The organism is Gelidibacter algens, from assembly GCF_001678675.1.
GTDB classification, from domain to species: Bacteria; Bacteroidota; Bacteroidia; order Flavobacteriales; family Flavobacteriaceae; genus Gelidibacter; species Gelidibacter algens.
This window is the reverse complement of sequence record NZ_LZRN01000022.1, coordinates 16466-39481: the sequence shown is the minus strand read 5'-3', so window position 1 is coordinate 39481 and position 23016 is coordinate 16466. Positions and strand designations below refer to the sequence as shown.

General features: G+C 37.6%; 18 protein-coding genes. 12 read left to right on the top strand and 6 right to left on the bottom strand.

Annotated features, from left to right (window positions below; all coding sequences use genetic code 11):
• From A9996_RS11315 to rlmN, 4 genes are all read left to right on the top strand, one after another.
• Positions 1 to 327, top strand: coding sequence for a nucleotide pyrophosphohydrolase (locus A9996_RS11315; protein WP_066434823.1), 327 nt, complete (start codon positions 1 to 3; stop codon positions 325 to 327).
• A gap of 235 nt (positions 328 to 562) precedes the next feature.
• Entirely contained in the window at positions 563 to 1837 is a 1275-nt protein-coding gene (locus tag A9996_RS11310; protein WP_066434821.1) for a 3-phosphoshikimate 1-carboxyvinyltransferase, read from the top strand.
• Positions 1838 to 2017: 180 nt separating this feature from the next.
• The gene (gene queA, locus A9996_RS11305) at positions 2018 to 3067 is read left to right on the top strand and encodes a tRNA preQ1(34) S-adenosylmethionine ribosyltransferase-isomerase QueA (RefSeq protein WP_066434818.1); all 1050 of its coding nucleotides are present in this window, start codon (positions 2018 to 2020) and stop codon (positions 3065 to 3067) included.
• A gap of 261 nt (positions 3068 to 3328) precedes the next feature.
• Complete coding sequence (rlmN, locus tag A9996_RS11300; protein ID WP_066434816.1) at positions 3329 to 4369, top strand: dual-specificity RNA methyltransferase RlmN; 1041 nt, start codon at positions 3329 to 3331, stop codon at positions 4367 to 4369.
• 578 nt (positions 4370 to 4947) lie between these two features.
• Here rlmN and A9996_RS11295 read toward each other — a convergent pair.
• Genes A9996_RS11295 through A9996_RS11280 form a run of 4 tightly spaced genes read right to left on the bottom strand, consistent with a single transcriptional unit; the run spans position 4948 to position 12155 of the window.
• The gene (locus A9996_RS11295) at positions 4948 to 6393 is read right to left on the bottom strand and encodes a DUF4302 domain-containing protein (RefSeq protein WP_083993928.1); all 1446 of its coding nucleotides are present in this window, start codon (positions 6391 to 6393) and stop codon (positions 4948 to 4950) included.
• A 13-nt stretch (positions 6394 to 6406) separates the two neighbouring features.
• Positions 6407 to 7309 (bottom strand): substrate import-associated zinc metallohydrolase lipoprotein, encoded by a 903-nt coding sequence (locus A9996_RS11290; protein WP_066434811.1) that lies wholly within the window; start codon positions 7307 to 7309, stop codon positions 6407 to 6409.
• 27 nt (positions 7310 to 7336) lie between these two features.
• Positions 7337 to 8824 carry a RagB/SusD family nutrient uptake outer membrane protein gene (locus A9996_RS11285; RefSeq protein WP_066434808.1) on the bottom strand — a complete coding sequence of 496 codons (1488 nt, stop codon included), beginning with the start codon at positions 8822 to 8824 and terminating at the stop codon, positions 7337 to 7339.
• A 10-nt stretch (positions 8825 to 8834) separates the two neighbouring features.
• Positions 8835 to 12155 carry a SusC/RagA family TonB-linked outer membrane protein gene (locus tag A9996_RS11280; protein WP_066434805.1) on the bottom strand — a complete coding sequence of 1107 codons (3321 nt, stop codon included), beginning with the start codon at positions 12153 to 12155 and terminating at the stop codon, positions 8835 to 8837.
• A 627-nt stretch (positions 12156 to 12782) separates the two neighbouring features.
• Between A9996_RS11280 and A9996_RS11275 the strand changes: the two genes are divergently transcribed.
• From A9996_RS11275 to dnaG, 6 genes are all read left to right on the top strand, one after another.
• Positions 12783 to 13805: a T9SS type A sorting domain-containing protein gene (locus tag A9996_RS11275; protein ID WP_083993927.1), complete on the top strand. Its 1023-nt coding sequence runs from the start codon at positions 12783 to 12785 to the stop codon at positions 13803 to 13805.
• Between the two features lie 251 nt (positions 13806 to 14056).
• A complete protein-coding gene (locus A9996_RS11270; protein ID WP_066434800.1) occupies positions 14057 to 15034 on the top strand; it encodes a polyprenyl synthetase family protein in 978 nt (325 codons plus the stop codon).
• Positions 15035 to 15374: 340 nt separating this feature from the next.
• A complete protein-coding gene (locus A9996_RS11265) occupies positions 15375 to 15950 on the top strand; it encodes an RNA polymerase sigma factor (protein WP_066434796.1) in 576 nt (191 codons plus the stop codon).
• A complete protein-coding gene (locus A9996_RS11260; RefSeq protein ID WP_066434793.1) occupies positions 15925 to 16683 on the top strand; it encodes a hypothetical protein in 759 nt (252 codons plus the stop codon). The genes A9996_RS11265 and A9996_RS11260 overlap by 26 nt, the downstream gene beginning before the upstream one ends.
• Positions 16684 to 16753: 70 nt before the next feature.
• Positions 16754 to 17818 carry a hypothetical protein gene (locus tag A9996_RS11255; RefSeq protein ID WP_066434790.1) on the top strand — a complete coding sequence of 355 codons (1065 nt, stop codon included), beginning with the start codon at positions 16754 to 16756 and terminating at the stop codon, positions 17816 to 17818.
• Between the two features lie 232 nt (positions 17819 to 18050).
• Positions 18051 to 20021 carry a DNA primase gene (gene dnaG, locus A9996_RS11250; RefSeq protein WP_066434787.1) on the top strand — a complete coding sequence of 657 codons (1971 nt, stop codon included), beginning with the start codon at positions 18051 to 18053 and terminating at the stop codon, positions 20019 to 20021.
• On the opposite strand, the gene A9996_RS11245 is transcribed toward dnaG, so the two are convergent.
• Both A9996_RS11245 and nadE read right to left on the bottom strand, forming a co-directional pair.
• Positions 20018 to 20647 carry a response regulator gene (locus tag A9996_RS11245; protein ID WP_066434785.1) on the bottom strand — a complete coding sequence of 210 codons (630 nt, stop codon included), beginning with the start codon at positions 20645 to 20647 and terminating at the stop codon, positions 20018 to 20020. The genes dnaG and A9996_RS11245 overlap by 4 nt on opposite strands.
• A gap of 150 nt (positions 20648 to 20797) precedes the next feature.
• Entirely contained in the window at positions 20798 to 21586 is a 789-nt protein-coding gene (gene nadE, locus A9996_RS11240; protein WP_066434784.1) for an NAD(+) synthase, read from the bottom strand.
• A gap of 89 nt (positions 21587 to 21675) precedes the next feature.
• Between nadE and gldB the strand changes: the two genes are divergently transcribed.
• Both gldB and gldC read left to right on the top strand, forming a co-directional pair.
• Positions 21676 to 22644, top strand: coding sequence for a gliding motility lipoprotein GldB (gene gldB / locus A9996_RS11235; RefSeq protein ID WP_066434782.1), 969 nt, complete (start codon positions 21676 to 21678; stop codon positions 22642 to 22644).
• The gene (gldC, locus tag A9996_RS11230; RefSeq protein ID WP_066434780.1) at positions 22644 to 22979 is read left to right on the top strand and encodes a gliding motility protein GldC; all 336 of its coding nucleotides are present in this window, start codon (positions 22644 to 22646) and stop codon (positions 22977 to 22979) included. The genes gldB and gldC overlap by 1 nt, the downstream gene beginning before the upstream one ends.
• The last annotated feature ends 37 nt before the right edge of the window (positions 22980 to 23016 follow it).

Below are 23016 nucleotides of genomic sequence, written 5' to 3'. Positions count from 1 at the left end.
ATGGAACTAAAAAATTCACAACGTATTGTAGATGAGTGGATCAAGACCCACGGTGTCCGTTACTTTAATGAGCTGACCAACATGGCTCAACTTACTGAAGAGGTTGGCGAGGTAGCCAGAATTATTGCGCGCCGTTATGGTGAACAAAGTGAAAAGGAAAGCGATAAAGACAAAGATCTTGGTGAGGAATTGGCTGATGTGGTTTTTGTCGTGTTGTGCTTGGCCAATCAAACAGGAATCGATCTTCAGGCCGCCTTTGACAAAAAAATGGACACAAAAACGAAACGCGATCATGACAGACATCATAATAATGAAAAGTTGAAGTAAATGTTGGTTGTTAAGTGAGTTCGTTGCCTAGGGATTAAGATCTGCGTTCATCCGCGAAATCTGCGGGAAGCAAGAAATCATACGGACCATTTATGAGCTATTAATAGAACTAACTATTCTTCCTTTAGTTGAGGAGTCTAGTTGATTCCTGAATTTTATCTTTCAATATTTTGAATTTTTGTGTTAGTTTTTGACATAGCTTTTCTATTTTCGTTGATTGTAAATTTTTAATAGAATGTTGTTAACGCTCCACAAATCCTCTCTCTCAGAAAATATTCCTAAAATTGTCATCACGGGTTCCAAGAGTGAGTCCAATAGATTGTTGCTTTTGCAAGCGCTTTATCCAGAATTGCAGATTGAAAACATCTCCAATTCTGACGATTCTGAGGTGATGCAAAAAGCATTGAAATCGACCTCCAACCTTATTGACGTATCCCATGCGGGTACTGCCATGCGGTTTTTAACGGCTTTTTTCGCTACTCAAACGGGAAGAGAAATTACTATTACAGGTTCAGCTCGAATGAAAGAACGCCCAGTACAAGTTTTGGTAGAAGCGCTGAATATGTTAGGCGCTGATATTTCTTATCTCGAGTCGGAAGGTTGTCCGCCATTGTTAATCAAGGGCGAATTGCTGTCAAAAGACCAAGTAGCTCTCAAGGCCAATGTGAGCAGCCAGTATATTTCAGCCCTTCTGTTGATTGCCCCAAAATTAAAAAATGGTTTGGAATTGTCTTTGGAAGGAGAAATCACCTCTGTTCCTTACATCAATATGACTTTGGATTTGCTTAATCAAATTGGTGTAAAGACTAGTTTTGAGGGTAATACAATAAAGGTAAGTCCGCTAAAAAAGCTGAACACACATCAAGATATCCTTACAGTAGAAAGTGATTGGTCCTCGGCATCGTATTTTTATAGCATCGTAGCCTTAAGTCCTATCGGAACTGAAATCACCCTGTCCTCCTACAAAAGAGATAGCTTACAAGGCGATTCAGTGTTGGCTGACATTTATACTGATTTTGGCGTGGCTACACTATTCAACAACAATGCAATCACCCTTACAAAGCAAGCTGACTGCCAACTGCAGACGGTCAACTGCCAACTTCAAAACGCTCCAGATATAGCACAAACCATCGCCGTCACCTGTTTTGGATTGGGTGTAGGCTGCCATCTCACTGGTTTGCATACGCTCAAAATCAAAGAAACCGACAGGCTCGTTGCCTTAAAAACAGAACTAGAAAAACTAGGAGCAGACCTGCACATCACGGAAAACAGTTTAACCCTGAAACCTCACAAACTTTTCATTGCAGACGTAAGTTCCCCTCCTTCGGAGGGGTTAGGGGAGGATACAGGAGAGGCCATCAGCACATATCATGATCACCGGATGGCCATGGCGTTTGCACCGTTAGCTTTAAAAACAAACCTTCAAATTGAAGATGCCATGGTAGTCTCCAAATCCTATCCTACATTTTGGGAAGACCTTAAAACTCTCGGTTTTAAAATAACCCAATAATAAACCCTCATTTACTTGACAACCCCTACTTTGAGATTGTATATTTGCAGCCTGCAAAAAATCTATACAAATCGACGTGTAAAATACTTACAGCTAAGTAGGAAGCAATCGGTATGGTAGAAAAGGTATTCTTGAGGTCTGTTGGCAGATAGGTCTGATCATTAAAAACAAATTGTAAACATGAAATTATCCCATTTTAGTTTTAAACTTCCTGAAGAATTATTAGCTGAACATCCTGCCGAAAATAGAGATGAAGCACGTTTGATGGTCTTGGATAGAAAAAACAAGACGATTGAGCATAAATTATTTAAGGATGTCATTGATTATTTTGATGAAGGAGACGTCATGATTCTTAACAATACCAAGGTTTTTCCTGCACGTTTATATGGCAATAAAGAAAAAACAGGCGCAAGAATTGAAGTGTTCCTATTAAGAGAACTCAATGAAGAACAACGCTTGTGGGATGTTTTGGTTGATCCGGCACGTAAAATACGTATTGGTAACAAATTGTATTTTGGAGATGATGAAACTTTAGTGGCTGAGGTTATTGATAATACCACTTCTAGAGGACGTACATTACGTTTTCTTTACGATGGTTCTTATAAAGAATTCCGTCAAAAATTGACTGAATTGGGAGAGACACCACTACCAAAATATATTAAGAGAGATGTGGAGCCAGAAGATGAAGAGCGCTACCAAACTATTTTTGCAAAAAACGAAGGTGCAGTTGCAGCACCAACCGCAGGGTTGCATTTTTCTAAACATTTACTGAAGCGTTTGGAAATTAAAGGTATTGATTTTGCTGAAATCACCCTTCATGTTGGTTTGGGAACCTTTAACCCCGTTGAAGTTGAAGATTTGTCCAAACACAAAATGGACAGTGAGGAAGCTTTTGTAGATCAGAAAGCTGCCGATATTGTCAATAACGCGAAAACTAAGAAAAAGAGAGTGTGTGCTGTAGGAACTACTGCCATGAGAGCTGTTGAAAGTTCAGTATCCTCAAGTGGCACATTAAATGAGTTTTCAGGATGGACCAATAAATTTATTTTCCCTCCTTATGAGTTTAGTATTGCCAATTGTATGATTACCAATTTCCATACACCAAAATCAACCTTGTTGATGATGGTTTCTGCCTTTGCTGGTCATGATTTTATGAAAAAAGCGTACGAAGAAGCTGTTAAAGAAAAATACCGTTTCTATACGTATGGTGACGCGATGCTCATTATCTAAGAGATACTTTTTATTTTATAAAGGCTCCATCATTTTGATGGAGTTTTTTTTTCTCTATTATTCGTCAAAAGCTATTGAAATGAGGAAACATAAGGGTAATCGTTGGTTTCTTCTGCGTCAATCTGCGACATCTGCGGGAAAATCCCCAAAGTCTTTATAACGTCGGCATTAAGTTTAGACGAACCATAAAATTGAACTTTTTCAAATTATCCCGCTACCTATTCTGTAAACGGAAATCCTTTCATTATTTTTGCATCTGCAATGGAAACAACAAAAAAAGACATACGAGCATTAACGAAAGAGCAACTTCGTGAATTTTTTGTCGCACAAGGCGATCAGGAATTCCGCGGCAATCAGGTGTATGAATGGCTGTGGAGCAAAGGTGCCCACAAGTTTGAGGATATGACCAATATCTCCAAAGACACACGTCAAATGCTGCAAGATCATTTTGTGATCAATCATATTGAAGTGGACCAAATGCAACGCAGTAATGACGGGACCGTTAAAAATGCGGTGCGCCTGCATGATGGTTTGATTGTTGAATCGGTGTTGATTCCTACCTCAAAACGTACCACAGCATGCGTGTCCTCTCAGGTTGGTTGTAGTTTGGATTGTAAATTCTGTGCCACTTCGCGTCTTAAACGCATGCGTAATCTTAATCCTGATGAAATTTTTGATCAGGTGGTGGCCATTGACAAAGAGAGCAAATTATATTTTAACAGACCATTGAGCAATATTGTGTTTATGGGCATGGGAGAACCACTCATGAACTATAATAATGTATTAAAGGCTATTGAAAAAATTACATCGCCAGAAGGTTTGGGAATGTCTCCCAAACGAATTATTGTGTCTACGTCAGGTGTTCCTAAAATGATCAAGAAAATGGCTGATGATGAGGTGAAATTTGGTCTTGCCGTGTCGTTACATTCTGCCATTGATGAGGTGCGAACTTCCATTATGCCTTTTAATGCTACGTTTCCGTTGGCTGATTTGAGGGAAGCTTTAGAATATTGGTACGCCAAAACCAAAAATACCATTACCTATGAGTATGTGGTTTGGGAAGGGATTAATGATTCTAAAAAAGATGTGGAAGCTTTGATCCAATTCTGCAAATTTGCGCCAAGCAAGGTCAACTTAATTGAATATAACCCCATTGATGATGGCCAATTTCAACAAGCCAGCAATGCGGCTATCGAGATGTATATTTCCATGTTGGAAGCGAGTAACATTACCGTTACGGTAAGACGCTCAAGAGGCAAGGATATTGATGCAGCTTGCGGACAGTTGGCCAATAAGTCCTAACCCTGTTAAAAATAGTTGTCTTAAGACTGTTTTTAAAAGTCATTGCTTAAAAATGACTATATTTTGATAGCATTTTCCAATCATTGTAGAAAATTTCAGAGAAAAATATCGAGAATTTGTTAAAATGTTTGACAGCTTAATTCTCAGCATGGCAAAGGAAATCATGGGTTGCTTAGGCAGTTCTTCAAGAAGGTAAAATATAAGGGGGCGAAAAAGTGCAGACGGTTGTCAATGTGGATGAAATTGTGCCGAGTTTTGTTTGTTTCAACAAACCCATAACACCCGACCATAAAATTAGTACAACCTTTCTTTGCGTTCTTCTGATCAGATAGTCAGATAGGTTTATTTTTTCTAGTGACATCTACATGCTATCTCCTAACACCAACTAAATTAGCCATCCAAGAAATGCACTTAGGATAGTGCTGAAATGCAGGGCCATTTTAGCTTATTTCTGCGCATAAGGAATTTCAATAGTAGGTTAGGAAATTGATATCGTAAACTCATACCAAGAAAAAGCCTTTACGCAATACGCAAAGGCTTTTGAAATTATTTTATAAATACTTGATGTTTAGATACCCTTAAAAAAACAAGCCATAAACTCTTATTTCACCATTACCTTCACTATCTACACTTGTAAAGGTTCCTGCGGTATTGCCGAAACTGGCAGTATTAGTGGAAAAACTACCTTCTCTTGAAAATATCAACCCATCAGGATCTCCGACAAAATCAAGTAACGGTTGGACCCATGGTACGGTAAAGGCCAGACCTGGGTTACTTATACCTGTATAAGTTAAAAATAGTTTCCCATCATTAATCTTGGCGGCTTCAAAACAATAAAAGATATTAGGCCCTATAGCCTCTCCATCGTTAACGCCGTTATTATTAACATCATTGTATAGCTGAAGAACCAAGAATGTATCACAATCATTACTTTCAAAGTCCAATATCAATTGATAGCCACTAACTCTATAATTAAGGTTTAACCCTTGGTTGAAACTATTGGACACTAAATTAATCATGCTATCATGAGTACCGCTGGTAAGTGGGTTCTTTCCCAAATTTAAACGATACAGAAAGCCTGATGCTCCAAGATCCTGTTCCAAAACGACAATGTCATTAGGGTTAACATAGGCCGCTGCAAAGTCATAATAAATAGATGCCGTAGTGCCATTTACTGTTGATACGTAACGTTTGGTTTCATCATTGTAAGTAAAATCCTCATAGACCTCTCCTTGATACGTAAGCGGTGGACTGACAGTCAATCCTTCCAATGTAGGCGTAATACCAAACTCCAAATCTGTGATAGCGTTAGAAGTTACTAACCTTGAAGTTGAGAATCTTGTAACCTCATTGAACGAGAACTTAAATCTTGTATTTCCCTGACTGTTGTCAAATTCCAAAACGGGATATGTTGGCAAATCTGATTGAGGCGAACTCAACTTATCATAATTTTCTCTCAAAACATCAACTTCCGCAAGACTTTGTGAATCAAAATCTGTAAAATTGGTTGGCGTTAAGGTAAGTGTCGCTGTTTCGCTATTTCTGATATCCCTAAAACTTAACACGCCATTGTCGTTTCCAAAAAATTGAAAATTGTTAGTACCTGCGTAGCCCGTTCCAATCTCAACAGAGACGCCATCAATTTGAGCAGTGGGATCGACAGCCTTCGTAATGTGATTTCTCGTTGAAAAAACCAATTCTACTGTCGTGCCAAACCGTACGTCATAAAGAGAGTTGGCCAAAGCTGTTTGATTGTCAAAATCTGAGGTTTGTCTGACCGTACCATCTGCATTAAACTGCATGTATATGGTAAACCCTCCACGTTCATCATTTTTTGTGAAATATTCAGCCCTGTAGCCATTAGGTTGTGATAGCAATAGTGCCTTAAGTTCGTTGGTTTGCTGATCAGCTCTAACGGATGGAGATTGATCAAATAATTCTTCGGTGGTATCATCTTGACAAGCTGTTAAACAGATCATTGCTAGTAATACAAACCAGTATTGTGTTTTAAAAATTCTTTTCATTGTAAAGTTTATTTTAATTTACTGCATCTATTAAGGCCTGACTCGTTAACTCCTGGAGGGCATAAAAATCAATATCAAAATTATCTTGATAGTAATCCACAACAAATTGTTCCTTCAATCTAATAGCATCCTTAGCTTGTTGACTAGAGATACTATTAACCAGTGCATCATAATCTGCCCTTGTTCGTACCAACATTTGTGCAATCATTTCAACAAAATCTTCACCTGGTTGGTTTGATGCATAAGCGGTTATAAAACCTAATTCCCTCGCTTGCTCATTACTTCTATTAAACCATTGCGCAGTATAGTCGCCTGGTGTAATTTTTTCAAAAGCAGGATCAAAAGGCACGTTTTGGTTTAAAATATGGCCATACTCGTGATGAACAGTACTTATGGGGCCTACGATACTTAGTTGAACCTCAAAATCATTGTTGGTATCTTCATCATATACAATTGAGCTATAATCAAGCTCATCCAAGTTAAATAAGGTGATTCTGGCACCAGCTTCAGCAATACCCAATGTAATGGTAGGACTGTTAGGGTTGTAATTAAATCCTCCAGATAAGATAAATTCTCTAGGAGCGATGTTCTTAATAAAGTTGACTCCCCCAACCGCTGTATAAGGCGCTATCCAAACATCTTGAAGCAACGTTGCCATTGGCTTTACATTAGATTGAAATGGTGGATGCAAAAACCTGTTTACGCTCGTATCATTAATATCCCACTTGTATTGTATATCGATATTGTAGGGTATTACAAAACTATTTCGAAGATACAGATCAAGTTCATTGAGGATTGGTGGGGTGGTATCTATTTGGCTTGGGCCCACACTGTCATCTACATTACTACACGAGGTAGTAAAAACGGCCAGAATGATGGCGATGACAAAGGTTCTATTTAAAAAATTATCTTTCATAACTCTAGTGGATTTAAAATTAATATACTATCTAGGATTTGGTTCAATTCCAAAGGATTGTGCATCACTTGGTATTTGTAATGCTCTTCTCAAATCATCTTTTGGCAACGTAAATGTATTTCCGAAGAAATCATTATGGACAACTACTATATTATGTCGTTTAATATCAAACCAACGCAAACCTTCATCAAAGAAAATTGTTTTCTTCATATCTAAAACTGCATTAATATAGGGTAAGGCCTCCTCTGATATTGTGTAAAATGGTGTATATAAGCTATTATCGTTTACAGCAAATTCGTTTCTAAGTTCAGCATCAGATAAAACATTCCGTGGTGCATAATCTTCTGTTTTTACGGAAAAAGACAAGTTTATATCTGCCAAGGCACTTTCATACTGTCCTAACATCGCATACGCCTCAGCTCTATTTAATAGAGCTTCATCTGCATTAAAAAGCACAAAAGTTGCAAATGGAAAACCAATACCAGCTGCTTGATTAGTGACTCTAAAATATTCTACAAATTTAGGAACATTTGCAAATAATTCACCTCCGAAAAGTGAATAAGCCCAAGGAGAACCAGTGCCATTATCACCAGGAAATAGGCTATTACTCACAGAAGCACCCAAATGGTAACGTAGAGTTGCAAAGTCCCTAGCATACGTAGAGCTTCCTGCCACTAACAACAGGTTGGATGGTTCGCTACTTGAAATGTAACCATTACTCAATTCACTATAAGTTAAATTTTGATACGCTTGGGTGTTAATGATTCTCAATGCACTTGCCCCACCAGAGCCTAATGCCACAGTACTGTGATCAATTACCTTTTGCCATTCACCTTTATTCAAATAGAACCTGGCGGCAAAGGCATTCGCGGCCTTTTTGTTGAAGTGGTAAGAAGGTACATCGTAATTGTCTAAAATTAATGGTAACCCCTCAGTTAAATCTTTTTCAATATTAGTGTAAACCTCTTCAATTGATGCTCTTGTATACTTTGGCAACAATACCGTTTCTGGCTCTGTTACATAAGGCACCCCCAAGGTACTGGCGGCTGTTTCTGGATTATAAGCTTTAGCGAATATACTAACCAGCATAAAATGGGCATATGCTCTGCTTACCAAAGCTTCACCCCTTTGAGCATTAAACTTGTCGCCACCACCAAGTTCGTCTATCGATTGTAAGGCTTGGTTGGCTTGCGAAATGGCTTCATAAGCACTGTTCCAATAATTGGTTGGTGTATCAGAGTCAATGTCATTTAAATCTCTCCAGAAATACATTTCTTCATTGAGCCTTTGATTACGGGCATCCGGACCTTTATCAGTTGCGATGTCTGACATGGGCTGAACAAAAGAAACGTAAGCCGCCTCAGGGTAGGCTGCTGTCAATAATCGCGTTATATCCTCTTCTGTATTTATAGATGCCCTATTATCTGGCACCTCATCAAGAACATCGTTGCATGATACGAATGACGCACCTAGTACAACAAATAATACTCTTAAATTGAAATTATAATTTTTCATAGTTTATTTTTTAAAAACCTACATTTAATGAAAATGTGAATGATCTCGTGATTGGATATGCAACTCCTCCAGAATTAAAAAACTCAGGGTCTTGTCCTCCTAAATCGGAATCTGAATATAATAAAAATAAATTCGTCCCTTGCAGACTCATTCTTAAATTGGACAATCCTATTTGACTGAGGCTTTCAGAAGGGAAAGAGTATCCTACGGTCACATTTTTTAATCTTACAAAATCTCCATCAGCTACGCGTTCTGTAGAATAATTGTATGCATTGTAAGCTTGGGTAACGGCATTTTGACCATATGCTTGTATAGCTTGCTGAGAAGCAATTGCAGGAATATTTGTTATTGCTTCATCTCCAGGAAGTAACCATCTATTTACAAACTCTCTAGGAAATACATCCAAGTCTGAATATGTGGCGCTATAGCTAGGGTTTAACCTTACCTTATTACCCGCAGAAAAAGAAAAGAACACACTCATATCCCAATTTTTGTATTTGAAATTATTTGCAAAACCTCCTGTAATAGTAGGAAGTGTTGAACCTTCATGCACTAGGTAATCAAGAACATCTATCGTGTCCTGAAAATCGACGCCACCAATTGGATCTGCATCTGGGTCATCAAAATTGAAAGTTGGCAGCCCAAATTCATTCAAGCCATCAAAATCAAACGAAAATAAAGACCCGGGAGCATACCCGATAGCGTTCCCTCTACCTGTACCAGATACCAGATCAAAAACGTTGGTCTGTTGCTTTAAGTTCGTAATCTCTTGGTCAATGAATGAAATATTAAATCCTGAGCTCCATCTGAAATCTTCGGAATCAAGGTTGATGGTATTTAACTGAAACTCAACACCCTTAGTGTCCATAGAAGAATTATTACCAAGTTTTAATACTTCTCCACCAATTCCAGACGTTCTGATGAGGTCTATAAGGTCTATACCCTTTCTAAAATAAACATCAACTACAGTTTGAATTCTGCCGTTGTACATACCAAGTTCTAAGCCAAGATTCAATTCTTTAGTACGCTCGTATGTTAAATTGGAATTTTGAAGATCCACAATATCAATATAGTTTTCACGATCATCAGGGTTCAATCGGTCTGTTACCAAATTTTGAAAAACAGGTAAATTGTTACTGGCAGCATCAGCGATAAGTCCGGTCACACCATAACTTGGTCTTAACACTAAACTTGAAATGACCCTAGAATCTTTCAAAAAGTTCTCATTATGTACGTTCCATCGTCCGGCGATAGAATAGGTTGGAAGCCATCTGGCGTCAGACGATTTTCCAGCTCTGTTAGAGCCTTCATAATTACCTGTTAAATTGACGATGTATTTTGTATCAAAATCATATGTTGCCTGAACAGCTAAGGACACTTCACGTTGACGCGTTTCTTGTGAGAAAAAATAGTCATTACCCTCTAAAATTACCTTTTTCAAAATATCAGGGTCCGTGAAAATTGAACCTCCTCTAGAGAATTGGTACCCGTATCCTGTAAATGAAGACGCTGCCCTGTCAACATATCGGTATTCTTGAGAAGAATAGATTGTTAAACCATGTACATCATTGAATGTTTTTGAAAATTCCAAAGAATTTCTGAAGGTATAGGTTGTTAAGGTATTTTTCGATTCTGTCAAGATCCCACCAAATGGCAGTACCACTTTGGGCAAAGCATTTGGGTTATCTGGATCAGTAAATAAAAATGTGTTTTGTTGTTGCACAATGGCTGTTTCATCTGCCCTGTAAGCAGCAGCAAGATTGGAGTTCTCAGTTGCACCTTGCTCCCCATTGGACGTTACATATCTTGCAGAACCCAGAAAGTTATACTTCAGGTTATCATTGATCTTATATTCTGCCTGACCTTGGAACTTAAGATCGAACACATTTAGTTCAAAGGTGTTATTTCTAACTTCGTTTAAAATATTAAAAGGAGCCCAATTATTTCGATAATACTCCAAATCTCCATTCTCGTCTTTTGGTCTTAACGCCCTACTGGTCTGGATGGCATAATTATAAGGGTTAATGTCAAAGTCTCTTGTAAATGACCCGAAGAACACATCTTCCTGCCTATTTTGGGTCCCTGGCGTTTTCTGGTTTCTTATATTACCTTGAAGTAATGTTGTTAACTTTAATTTATCATCGTTAAGGTAATACGTATTTCTTAAAGTAGAAGTTATACGTCTCACCCTGTCTGCAACGGTCCATCCGGCATCTGTATAATATCCCAAAGACGCGTATGTTGTGGCTTTGTCGCTCCCGCTAGAAAAACTAATGTTGTGGGTTTGCGTAGGGGTCATATTGAACAACTCCTTAAACCAGTCTGTATTGGCTAATTCATATTTTTGTAAAAATGCTGCCTTAGCTTCAGCCGTATTTTCCAAACCATAAGAGCCATCAGACTCATTATAAGTATTTAGTGCTCTTGCCCTAATATTATAGATTCCCCCATTTCTTCCTTGTAAAACTGCAGGATAGCCTAAAAATCCCTTGGACTCCATCTCTCTATAAACAGAAACAGTTTCTTGAGAATTCAGCAAATCATACTGACCATAACGAGGCCTATCCCTTACTAAAAATTCACCGTTATAATTAAATTTGGGAGCCTGATTCTTTTTGCCTGATTTTGTGGTTATCACCACCACTCCGTTTAGTGCTCGCGCCCCATACAATGAAGTCGCAGAAGCGTCCTTCAAGATCTCAAAGCTTTCAACATCAGAGGGGTTTAGCCCAGAGATAGCAGAGCTCAATAAGGTATTTGGATCTCCAGAGACCAAATCTGAAACGGAAATGTTAACAATCTCTTCTTGGATAACCCCGTCCACAATCCAAATAGGTTTCGTATCTCCTAAAATTGAAGACGACCCTCTTATGGTAATTCGTGGTGCAGCACCAAAAGTTCCAGTAACGTTTTGAACAGAAACACCCGCAGCCCTACCTTCAAGTGACCCTGATATATCAGCTACACCATCTAATTTAATATCTGCTGCTTTTAGTGTTTGCGAAGCACCTGTAAAAAGCTCTTTTTTGATATTTTGATAACCAGTAATAACGACGGTTTCCAAACTTTCAACATCCTCAGCCATTACTATATCATAGGTCATCCCATCACCTACGGTAATGGAATTGGTAGTCATGCCAACATAACTAAAATCAATGACCTCTCCTTTTTGTGCATTGATAGAAAAATTCCCGTCAAAATCTGTTTGCACACCTCTTGAGGTTCCTTTCACAATAACATTCACACCCACAAGTGTCATACCGTCTGATGCAGAGGTCACAGTACCAGTTACTGTTTTCAGTTGGGCAAAGGAAACATGTGTGATAAACAACCAAAAAAAGTGTCATCAACCAGGTTAGTTTTAATTTCATATAATTTTTTCTTTAAATTAATCCGGCGTAAACTTCTTAATTTAATCTTAAAGAAACAAACAAAACACTTAAAACAATATTAAAAAATCGAAATTTAACTCCCAAAAGCTATAGAATCATCAGTAAACCATAGGGTTCATTAAAATAATAGCAGTATAAATCGTCAAACACTAATAATTACGTAATGTAGTGTCCCTATTTCCAGATACTTATGCATGAATAGTTATTTTTTGAGATCGTAAATTATAGTATTTGTTAAGGTTAACCAGATCGGATTTCAGCAATTGAATCGAGCGCTTTGATGGAGAATAGCATGATGCACTTTTTTTATTATAAAATTGAAAGTGTGACCCAAGTAGGTTAACTTAATTGAATAAATACCATTGATGATGCTTATTTTCATCAATCCAGCAATGTGGTATTAGAGATGTTTGTCTTTATGTTGGAAGCGAGTGCCACCATTACGGTATGATGTAAGAGAAATTGATGCAGCTTGCGGTGAGTTGGAGAAAAAAAGCTAGATAACTGTTAAATTTAAATAATAAGGTTTATTTTTAATCAACTATTAATGTATAAATAATAAAGATATGATGAAAAAATTACTTTTAGTATTACTCATTTTACCATTTTTCGGTTTTAGTCAACAATTGAGTTCCTTTGATTTTAATTCCCTCACTCCTGGCAACATCAAGGGGCAACTTGGATGGGATACTCAGATTAGCAATGGAGCTCCGCCTACAACCAGCAACAATGCATCTGAAGAAAATTTGCAAGTTACAGCCAACGGGAAAAACAGCACACAAGGTTTTACCTTAACTGGACCCAATGGTGATATGGGAGGTTCATTTGTTTGGAACGATGGATTGCCAGCTGCGTGGGCATCTCGAACGTCTGGTAATGACATAATTGAAGTAGAGGTGTCGGTTAATCCCGGAGATTTGGGATCTTCAAGTTTAAATAATTTTGGCGTATATATTTACGATCCAAGTTATACCAAAGTTTTGGCGGGTTTTAGAATTGACGAATCCACTAATAAATTGTTTCTTGTAGCCTATAGTCTTCCTACCGGCCAGCTTACTCCTGGTAATTTTAGGTATGATCTAGATATTGTAGTGGCTCCAAATATGTTTTCAACTTATGGTATAAGCTATAATACGATAACTGGACAAGTGTTAATTGATGGTGATGGTATCGACGGACCATTAGGTCTTCCTATAACCACGCAACCCGATGTTCCAACTGAAATAGACTTTGTTGCTTTTTCCGGATCAACGCAAACCGTTCCGAATACAATGGCGTCAAGCATAACTTTTGATAATTATATCGTAAGAGCTTCAGCGACAAATACTTTGCTCGGCGTAGCAGAGTTTGCAACGAATGTTACGTCACTTTATCCTAATCCTGCAACCAACGAGATTAATTTAAAGTCGATTTCTGCAATTCAAAAAGTTCAGCTCTACAATAGTTTGGGACAAGTTGTTATTGAAAGAACCACAAATTTAGTTAAAGAGGTTAAATTCGATATTTCTGATTTAGGAGGAGGTATGTATTTTATAAATATCAAGTCTGAAGATGGGAAAATAGAAACTAAAAAATTTATTAAGAAATAATATTATAAATAAGAATATTGTCATCTGTTGAAATTTCAACATTCAATTATAATATCTGAAAACCTGAGCAAAAGTCTACTTGTTCAGGTTTTTTTAGTTGGAATACTCTTTTTTATGTGTATTTGTCTGTTGAATAAATCATTATTTCATCTCATACATACATTTTTAAATGTGTCTTTCCATTATTTATAATAGCATATCATTGCCATTTTTAGTACGTTTGTTAAAGAAATCCGTATGTCTATAACCCTTTGAAAATCGTTGAACAAATAAAGCAGCCCATAGCTTATGAAATGGAACTTTTTGAACAAAAGTTTCTACTTTCCATGTCTTCAAAAGTGGCGCTTTTAAATAGGATTACAACTTACATCGTTAACAGAAAAGGCAAGCAAATGCGGCCTATGTTTGTGTTTTTGGTGGCTAAAATGGTCAATAACGGCAATGTTAGCGAGCGTACTTATAGAGGTGCTGCGGTAATTGAATTGATCCATACGGCCACATTGATGCATGATGATGTGGTTGATGACAGTAACAGGAGGCGTGGGTTTTTCTCCATTAATGCTTTGTGGAAAAATAAAATTGCCGTTCTTATTGGCGATTACCTGCTCTCAAAAGGTCTCTTGCTTTCTATTGATAACAATGATTTTGATTTGCTTAAGATTATTTCCGTAGCGGTTAGGGAAATGAGCGAAGGCGAACTGCTTCAAATAGAAAAAGCCCGTCAGCTGGACATCACGGAAGCTATTTACTACGAGATTATTCGTCAAAAAACGGCAACGCTAATTGCTGCGTGTTGCAGCCTTGGTGCTGCTTCAGTAAAGCCCAATTCTCCTGATGTGGAAGCCATGCGGAAATTTGGAGAACTCATAGGAATGGCTTTTCAAATTAAGGACGACTTGTTCGATTATGGAAACGAAGCCATCGGGAAACCAACAGGCATCGATATCAAGGAACGAAAAATGACCTTACCGCTTATCTACGCCGTCAATAATTGCTCGAAAAAGGAAAAATCTTGGCTGATCAATTCGGTCAAAAATCATAATAAAGATAAAAAGCGCGTCAAAGAAGTCATTGCTTTTGTGAAAAATAAAGGCGGACTCGATTATGCAGTTTCTAAAATGATTGCTTTTCAAGAGGAGGCATTACAACTTCTCAATACGTATCCAGAATCTGAATTTAAAGCGTCTTTGTTGCTTATGGTCAATTACGTTATCGATCGGAAGAAGTAGGATTAAGGGTGAAGTTTGAAGCATGAAGCATGGAGTTTGAAGCATGAAGCATGAAGACTAAAGACTAAAGACTGAAGACTGAAGACTGAAGACTGAAGACTGAAGACTGAAGACTGAAGACTGAAGACTGAAGACTGAAGCTGGAAGTTTATACATTTTTATAATTAGGTTTGCAATTTGTTTTAATTTTAATTTACCTAGGTAATTAACGGATAATCAATTAATTAACACCTATCAACAAACCACTCAGCGACACACAACTCTACAATAACCAACCCTCCAGGCAACCTTTTGCACAACTTTTGCGTCTTTATAAATAGAAGACCTAACGCGACTAATTTTGAAAGTTATCCACTTACATAACAACAATATCCAGCTCATAAAAAAAGCAGCCAAAAACAATCGTGAAGCGCAACACCTCCTTTATGAAACACATGCGCCAAAAATGCTGAGTATGTGTAGGTATTATATAAGAGACCTTCAAAAAGCGGAGGAAGTAATGCTCAACGGATTTTTTAAAGCGTTTACCAATTTGAAAAATTTCAAGAATGAAGGGAGCTTTGAGGGATGGCTCAGAAAAATTATGGTAAGGGAGGCTATTTCGTTTTTGAGACAAGAAAAGAAGATTGAATTTTCAATGGAAGATGTTGACATCAACCATCAGCATACCAACAATATTGAAACCGCAACTGAACTGGATGAAATTCAGCAATACGTAGATGAACTTCCTGAAGGCTATAAAATGGTCTTTATGATGTATGCGATTGAAGGCTATAAACATCATGAAATTGCAAGCGTGCTCAATATTACTGAGGGCACTTCAAAATCGCAGTTGTTTAAGGCACGACAAATTTTAAAGGATAAGATTAACAAATCAAATAGAACGAAAGATGGGACAGCAGAAATGGGAAGATAGTTTGAAAGAGAAGCTCGAAAAAAGAGCCATTACGCCCTCTGAGGCCTCATGGAATACTTTGGCTGAAAGATTGGAGTCCGCTGAAAATCGAAAGAGTAAAACACTGTTTTGGCGATTGGGGATTGCTGCCAGTATGATAGGTGTTCTCTTTACAACAGCCCTAGTTTTTAAAGATGCCGGCAGTGAGATTCGACAGCCTGTTGTAGTGGAGACTCAAAAACAGGTTGAAGATCAATTAATTCCGATGGACAAATTACCACAACAGAAACAGTTGGCAGAAACAGAAGAACGTGTTGAATCTCTTGAGTCTCTTGAGAAGAACACCTCAAAAACCGAACTTTTAAAAACACAGAAAAGCTTGACATCTCCGATAAAGGAGAATCTGAGTGTTGCTAAAAACGAAAGAAATAAATCTTTGGAGCCATTGAAAATAAGCCCACAAAAAGAAACTTTGGAAGATCAAAAAGTATCAGAAATTGTGGCACAAATTAAAGATTTAGAAAAGAAAGGCGAAGCGGTGACAGATGCAGATATCGATGCATTGTTGCGCAAAGCACAAAGAGAACTTACTCACCAAGCTATACTAAAGGAAAGCATCAGAACCGTAGATGCCAGTGCGCTTTTACAAGACGTTGAAACAGATTTGCAACACTCATTTAGAAACAAAATCTTCGAAGCCTTAAAGACCAGTTATGAAACCGTAATCACTGCAGTTGCGGACCGAAATAATTAAAAGTAATAAATCCGCCTCGAAAATCTTAAGACGGTAGCGTAAATTAATCATCAATCAAAATTCGAACATTATGAACACAATTACAAAACTTATTGTGCTGGCAAGCTTATGCTTAATTATGGGTAAAGCTCAAGGGCAGGACACCATTCAAAAAACAAAAACTCAGTTAAAAATCGAGTCTTTCAAACAGTATAAGGAAACCATCGAAAAGGAGGAGAAAACCGCATTAAAAACTGAAGTGGAGGAGATCAATCAACGTTTGGAAAAAGGCGAGATTACCGCGGAAAAAGCCGAAACATTAAAACAGGAAAAGGCCAAAAAGCGGGCTTTGAATATTGAAAATCGTTTGGCCATTATTGATCATCAAATTGCACTTTTAGAAAGGAATGATGAGGCTTATGGAATTAAAAACTCTCATGAAAAAGAACTCGTAATTTCCATAGGTAAAAAAAAGGGACTGCGTATCAAAAACGATAATGGGCCGCCAAAGTATGACATAAAAACGGGCAACCAGTTATTATTCGCCATCGGCTTCAACAATACCATTATTGATGGGGAAAGTTTGGATGACTCACCTTATGAATTGGGAGGTTCTGGTTTTGTCGAAATAGGATGGATCTGGAACACGAGACTGCTTAAAAATTCAAATTTTGTGAGGGTCAATTATGGTTTATCAATGCAATGGAATAAATTATCTATAAAAAATAATAACTATTTTGTTGAAAATGGCGACGAGACAACTTTGGAAGCGTTCCCTTTTGATTTGAAAAAATCAAAGTTTAGAACTACCAGTTTTGTCGTGCCGTTGCATTTTGAGTTTGGACCCTCTGACTTAAAAGATTATGGCGACCGTATCCGTTATTTCACAGACAATCACTTCAAGATCGGTATCGGTGGATTTGCTGGTGTCAATTTAAGCGCGATGCAAAAATTAAAATATAAAGAAGATGGTGACCGTCAAAAGGAAAAAATAAAGTCAGATTTCAATACTACAAATCTTGTTTACGGCTTAAGCGGTTATATTGGGGTTGGAGATTTTAGTATTTATGCCAAATATAATTTGAATGAATTGTTCAAAGATCAGGCAGTAGACCAACACAATGTGTCTTTAGGATTGCGTTGGGCTTTAGATTAAGTCATATAATAAAAATTTAGTTATTTTGTGTTAGTCAAAAAAGGACTTAAATTTATTTGAGTCCTTTTTTAATTTAATTGCCTGTCCTGAGCTCTCTTCTTATTTTTATTTGTCTCAGGCATTAGTGGAGGAGATTCATAAAGTTCCTCTTGATATTCACAAAACTCAAACCCTCCATTCCTGTAATGTTTGATAAGATTGTACTATTTTTACAAAAAATTCTACCAAAACTTTGATCTCTAAATCTTCCATTGAACAAGTATTTGAAACAGCCCGTGTTGAGGAGGTTATTGGCGATTTCGTCAACCTTAAAAAATCGGGAAGTAACTTTAAAGGGTTGAGTCCTTTTAGTGATGAGCGGTCTCCAAGTTTTATGGTAAGTCCCGTAAAACAAATATGGAAAGATTTTAGTAGCGGTAAGGGCGGCAATGCAGTGACTTTTCTTATGGAGCATGAGCATTTTACCTATCCGGAGGCCATAAAATACCTCGCCAGAAAGTACAACATTGAAATTGAGGAAACGGAACAAACCAACGAACAAAAGGAGGAAGCCAACGAGCGGGAAAGCCTCTATTTGGTGAATGAATTTGCGAACACCTATTTTCAAAAAATACTTCATAAAACAGATCCAGGCAAAGCCATTGGCCTCAGTTATTTCAAGGAGCGTGGTTTTACAAATGAGACCATTAACACTTTTAATTTGGGGTATTCTCTTGATGAGTGGCAAGCGTTTACGGATGAAGCTTTAAAAAAAGGATACCAACTTGAATTTCTTGAAAAAACGGGCTTGACCATTGTTAAGGAAGAGAAGCGTTTTGATCGATTTAAGGGTCGGGTCATGTTCCCAATCCACAGTATGAGTGGCCGAATATTGGGTTTTGGAGGCCGAATTTTGGGTGCCGATAAAAAAGCGGCCAAATATCTCAATTCACCTGAAAGTGAAGTCTATCATAAAAGTAAAATTCTGTATGGGCTATTTCATGCGAAGCAATCCATCGCTAAGGAAGATAATTGCTATCTGGTAGAAGGGTATACTGATGTGATCCAATTTCATCAAACAGGTATTAAAAATGTGGTCGCCTCTTCTGGAACGGCCTTATCACCTGAACAAATCCGTTTGATCAATCGGTTGACCAAAAACATTACTGTCCTTTTTGATGGTGATGCCGCAGGAATTAGAGCGAGCGTTAGAGGGATTGATTTGATTTTGGAACAAGGAATGAATGTTAAAGTATGTTCTTTCCCAAACGGAGAGGATCCTGACAGTTTTGCTAGGCAGAATTCATTAAATGAACTTTCTGCTTATCTTGATGAAAATGCCAAGGATTTTATTCAATTTAAAGCCTCGCTATTGGTGCAGGATGCCAAAAATGATCCCATAAAAAAGGCAGATACTATTAGGGAAATTGTCAACAGTATTGCAAAAATTCCTGATCCCATCAAGCGTGAGATCTATGTTAAGGAATGTTCCAATATCATGGACATTAGTGAGAATGTCTTGTTTTCTACCCTGGCGCAAATTGGCAAAAAAGAAACCCAAGAAATTGGCAAACAACACCAAACTGAACAAAGAGCCTTTGATGTGGTGCGTTCAGAACCGCCTAGTAACAAGGTCAACCATCAATATGAGTTGGAACTTAAAATCATTGAGATTCTTCTGCTTTACGGCAACGAAACTGAAGATTTTGAGGATTTAGTCATGAAGGAGGATGAAGCTACTGGCGATTTAAAAATGGAGCCCGTAATCCATCAGGCAAAAGTATTTGAAAAGATCTATTTGGATTTACAGGAGGACGAAATGCAGTTTTCTGATGAACACTTCAAAAATTTATACTATATTATTATTGATGCCTTACACCAGGCGGAAGACTTTCAGTTAAGGGATTTTATTAATAAACTGGATCAGCATATGGCCAATGAAGTAACCAGTATTTTGATGAATGATGAGCGTTACAGGTTGCATGATTGGGAGCGGAACCATATCATCCCTAAAAATAAAAAGGAAACTATTCCGCAATTGGTAACCCAAACAATTTTAAGTCTGCGCTGTTTTCTAATTGACCAAAAGGTAGTGGAATACCAGGCGGATATTATCAGGCCCGATGCCAATTCGATGGTCATCATGGAGGATGTCAGGGATTATTTAAGGCTAAAAACCCTATTGTCTAAAAAATTGGGAAAAGTTGTTGGAAGTAAACATTAAACAGTGCCAATATGTTTAGCTTGATGGATTAAGTCCACCAAATTGGTCACATTTAATTTCTTGAAAAGGCGTGCTTTGTATGTACTGACGGTTTTCTCATTGATATCAAGCTCTTGTGCGATTTCCTTATTCTTTTTTCCCGAAGATAGTAGTTTCAAAACTTCAACTTCTCTCGTTGATAGACGTTTGTAAAGCTTGCTCTTCGTATTTCGGGTGTCATCAAAATTCAAGTGTTTTGCCATATTATCACTTAAATAAATAGCGCCATTATAAACTTTCAGGACGGCTTCTTTGATGGTTTTGGTATCTACTGTTTTTGAAAGATACCCTGAGGCACCTGCCTTTATAGAACTAATGGCATAAATTTCTTCAGGATGGTAACTGAACATAATAACGCGTAAATCTTTATGTTCTTTTTTAATAGCCCTTAAGGCTGTAATACCGTTGAGTTCAGGAAGATCAATTTCAGAAATCAACACATCTACGGGATGGCGTCTAACAAATTCAAAAATTTCAATACCTGTGCCTACCGTTCCAACAACTTCTATCTCTGGATCCTTGTCAAAAAGTAGCCTTAATCCTTCTCTTACTATGGGATGATAGTCCACAACCAGTACCTTAATCATAATAGTGTATTTATTAGTTACTTATGTTAGTCAATATACTTAAGATTTTAAGTTAAACTTGTGGAGATGTGCTACGTAAATGTATAAAAAAAACAATAATATACCATTAAATTTGATAATATTCAATGAATATGCTAATAGACCAATCGCTTATTTTAGGTATGTAGGAATTTCACAGATAGGGATGGGGATCATTTTGTGTTGATTGATAGTATTTAACCTCGAAAGTATGTTAAAGACTTCTTGTTGGCGTCCATCAAAATCATCCGCAGTTTTACCGCTTTCTTTCATGTTCATGGCCCATTCCAATTCAGGGTAAGACGCGCCAATTTGATCTTCATCACTTCTGGCATCGCCAAACAAGCCATCGCTAGGCGCTGCGTTTATAATCGATGCTGGAACATCCAATTCCTTTGCAATCCTGTACACTTCAGATTTCATTAAGTCTGCTATGGGGCTCAAATCCACACCACCATCGCCATATTTAGTATAAAATCCGACGCCAAAATCTTCTACTTTGTTTCCGGTTCCAGCAACAAGCAAACCTTTTAGTCCTGCATAGTAATAAAGGGTGGTCATCCTTAGGCGGGCACGGGTATTGGCAAGCGCCATATCAACGACTGCTTGAGTGCCATCCAAGGAAACTTCGGCCTTAAATGCTTCAAAAACTGGAGTTAAGTCTGCAAGTTTATCGGTAACGTTTCCATAATTATTTTTCAATTTTTGGATGTGTTCCCGACCTCTGGATACATGACTTGCAGGTTGATGGATTGGCATTTCAATGCATAAAACATCCAATCCTGTTTTGGCGCAAAGGATTGAGGTAACGGCCGAATCAATGCCGCCAGAAATACCTATAACAAAACCATTTACACCGGCGTTGGTGGCATACTCTTTTAGCCAGTTTACAATGTGGTCAACAACTTTTTCTGTTTGCATTTTTTGGAAGATTTAACACAAAGAATACTACCTTTGTACTACAAAAATAAAGTAATCAGATAAGTAATAAAAATTAAAAACTACTTAAAATTAGTCCCACTGAAGAATGTTGGTCTTTTAATAGTACTGTTGCTTTTTTTAGTTCTTGTAAGGAGGATAATGAGATAGAAAGTGAAATTTCTAAAATTGACGTAGAGGTTACTATAGAACGTTTTGATCTGGCTTTCGCAAACGCCCAGCCTAAAGAGTTGCCTAAACTTAAGGCAGACTTTCCTTTTCTTTTTTCAGAGCAAATCAATGACTCTATTTGGGTTGATCGGATGACTGATTCTTTGCAGCAAGAACTGGCAAGTGAAGTAAAAGCAACGTTTTCAAATTTTGATCAAGAACAGGAAGCAATTGAGTCGCTTTTTCAACATTTGAAATATTACGACAAGACCTTTACAGTGCCACGAGTTATTACCGTAACCTCTGATGTAGACTATAGAAATAAAACCATCGTCACAGATACTATTGTTTTGATTTCTTTAGACACCTATCTCGGCACAGAACATCATTTTTATGAAGGCATTCAGAAGTTTCTGACCCAAAATATGAAGCGATCACAGATGGTGAGCGATCTGGCGTCAAACTATTCAGATCACTATATCTTCCAAGATAGTCCTAAAACACTTTTAGACGATATGGTCTATTCTGGAAAGCAGCTGTATTTTAAAGATAAGATGATCCCGTTTGCTTCAGATGCTGAAAAGATTGGCTATACCGAAGCGCAGATGGATTGGGCCGCTGCCAATGAAAGTGAAATATGGCGTTATTTTATTGAACGTGAGCTGTTGTTTAGTACAGACAATACTTTAGCAAGCCGATTTATTGCCGATGCCCCTTTTTCAAAATTTTATCTGGAACTGGATAGTGAATCTCCAGGCAGGATAGGGCAGTATGTAGGTTGGCAAATAGTAAGGGCTTACATGAAAAATAATGATGTCACGTTAATGGAAATGCTTCAGAAGAATGCTGACGAAATTTTTAATAATTCAAAATTTAAACCCCGTAAATAATGTCAAAAAATAAAACCTCTACCATAGAACTTAAAGTGGAATTAGATGAAAACAAAGTTCCTGAAAAATTGATGTGGACTGCACAAGACGGTGGCATAAACAACGAAGAAGCCAAAGCTATGATGCTCTCTGTTTGGGACAGTAAAGCCCAGGAGACTTTAAGGATTGATCTATGGACTAAAGATATGCCAGTTGATGAAATGAAACTTTTTTTCCATCAAACGTTAGTGGAAATGAGCAACACTTACCAACGTGCTACCCAAGACGATAAAATGACTGCAACCATGAAAGATTTCTGCGATTATTTTGCAGAAAAACTAGAGCTAAACAAATAAAATAGGTTTTGAAGCCTTTGAGATTTCACAATCAGCT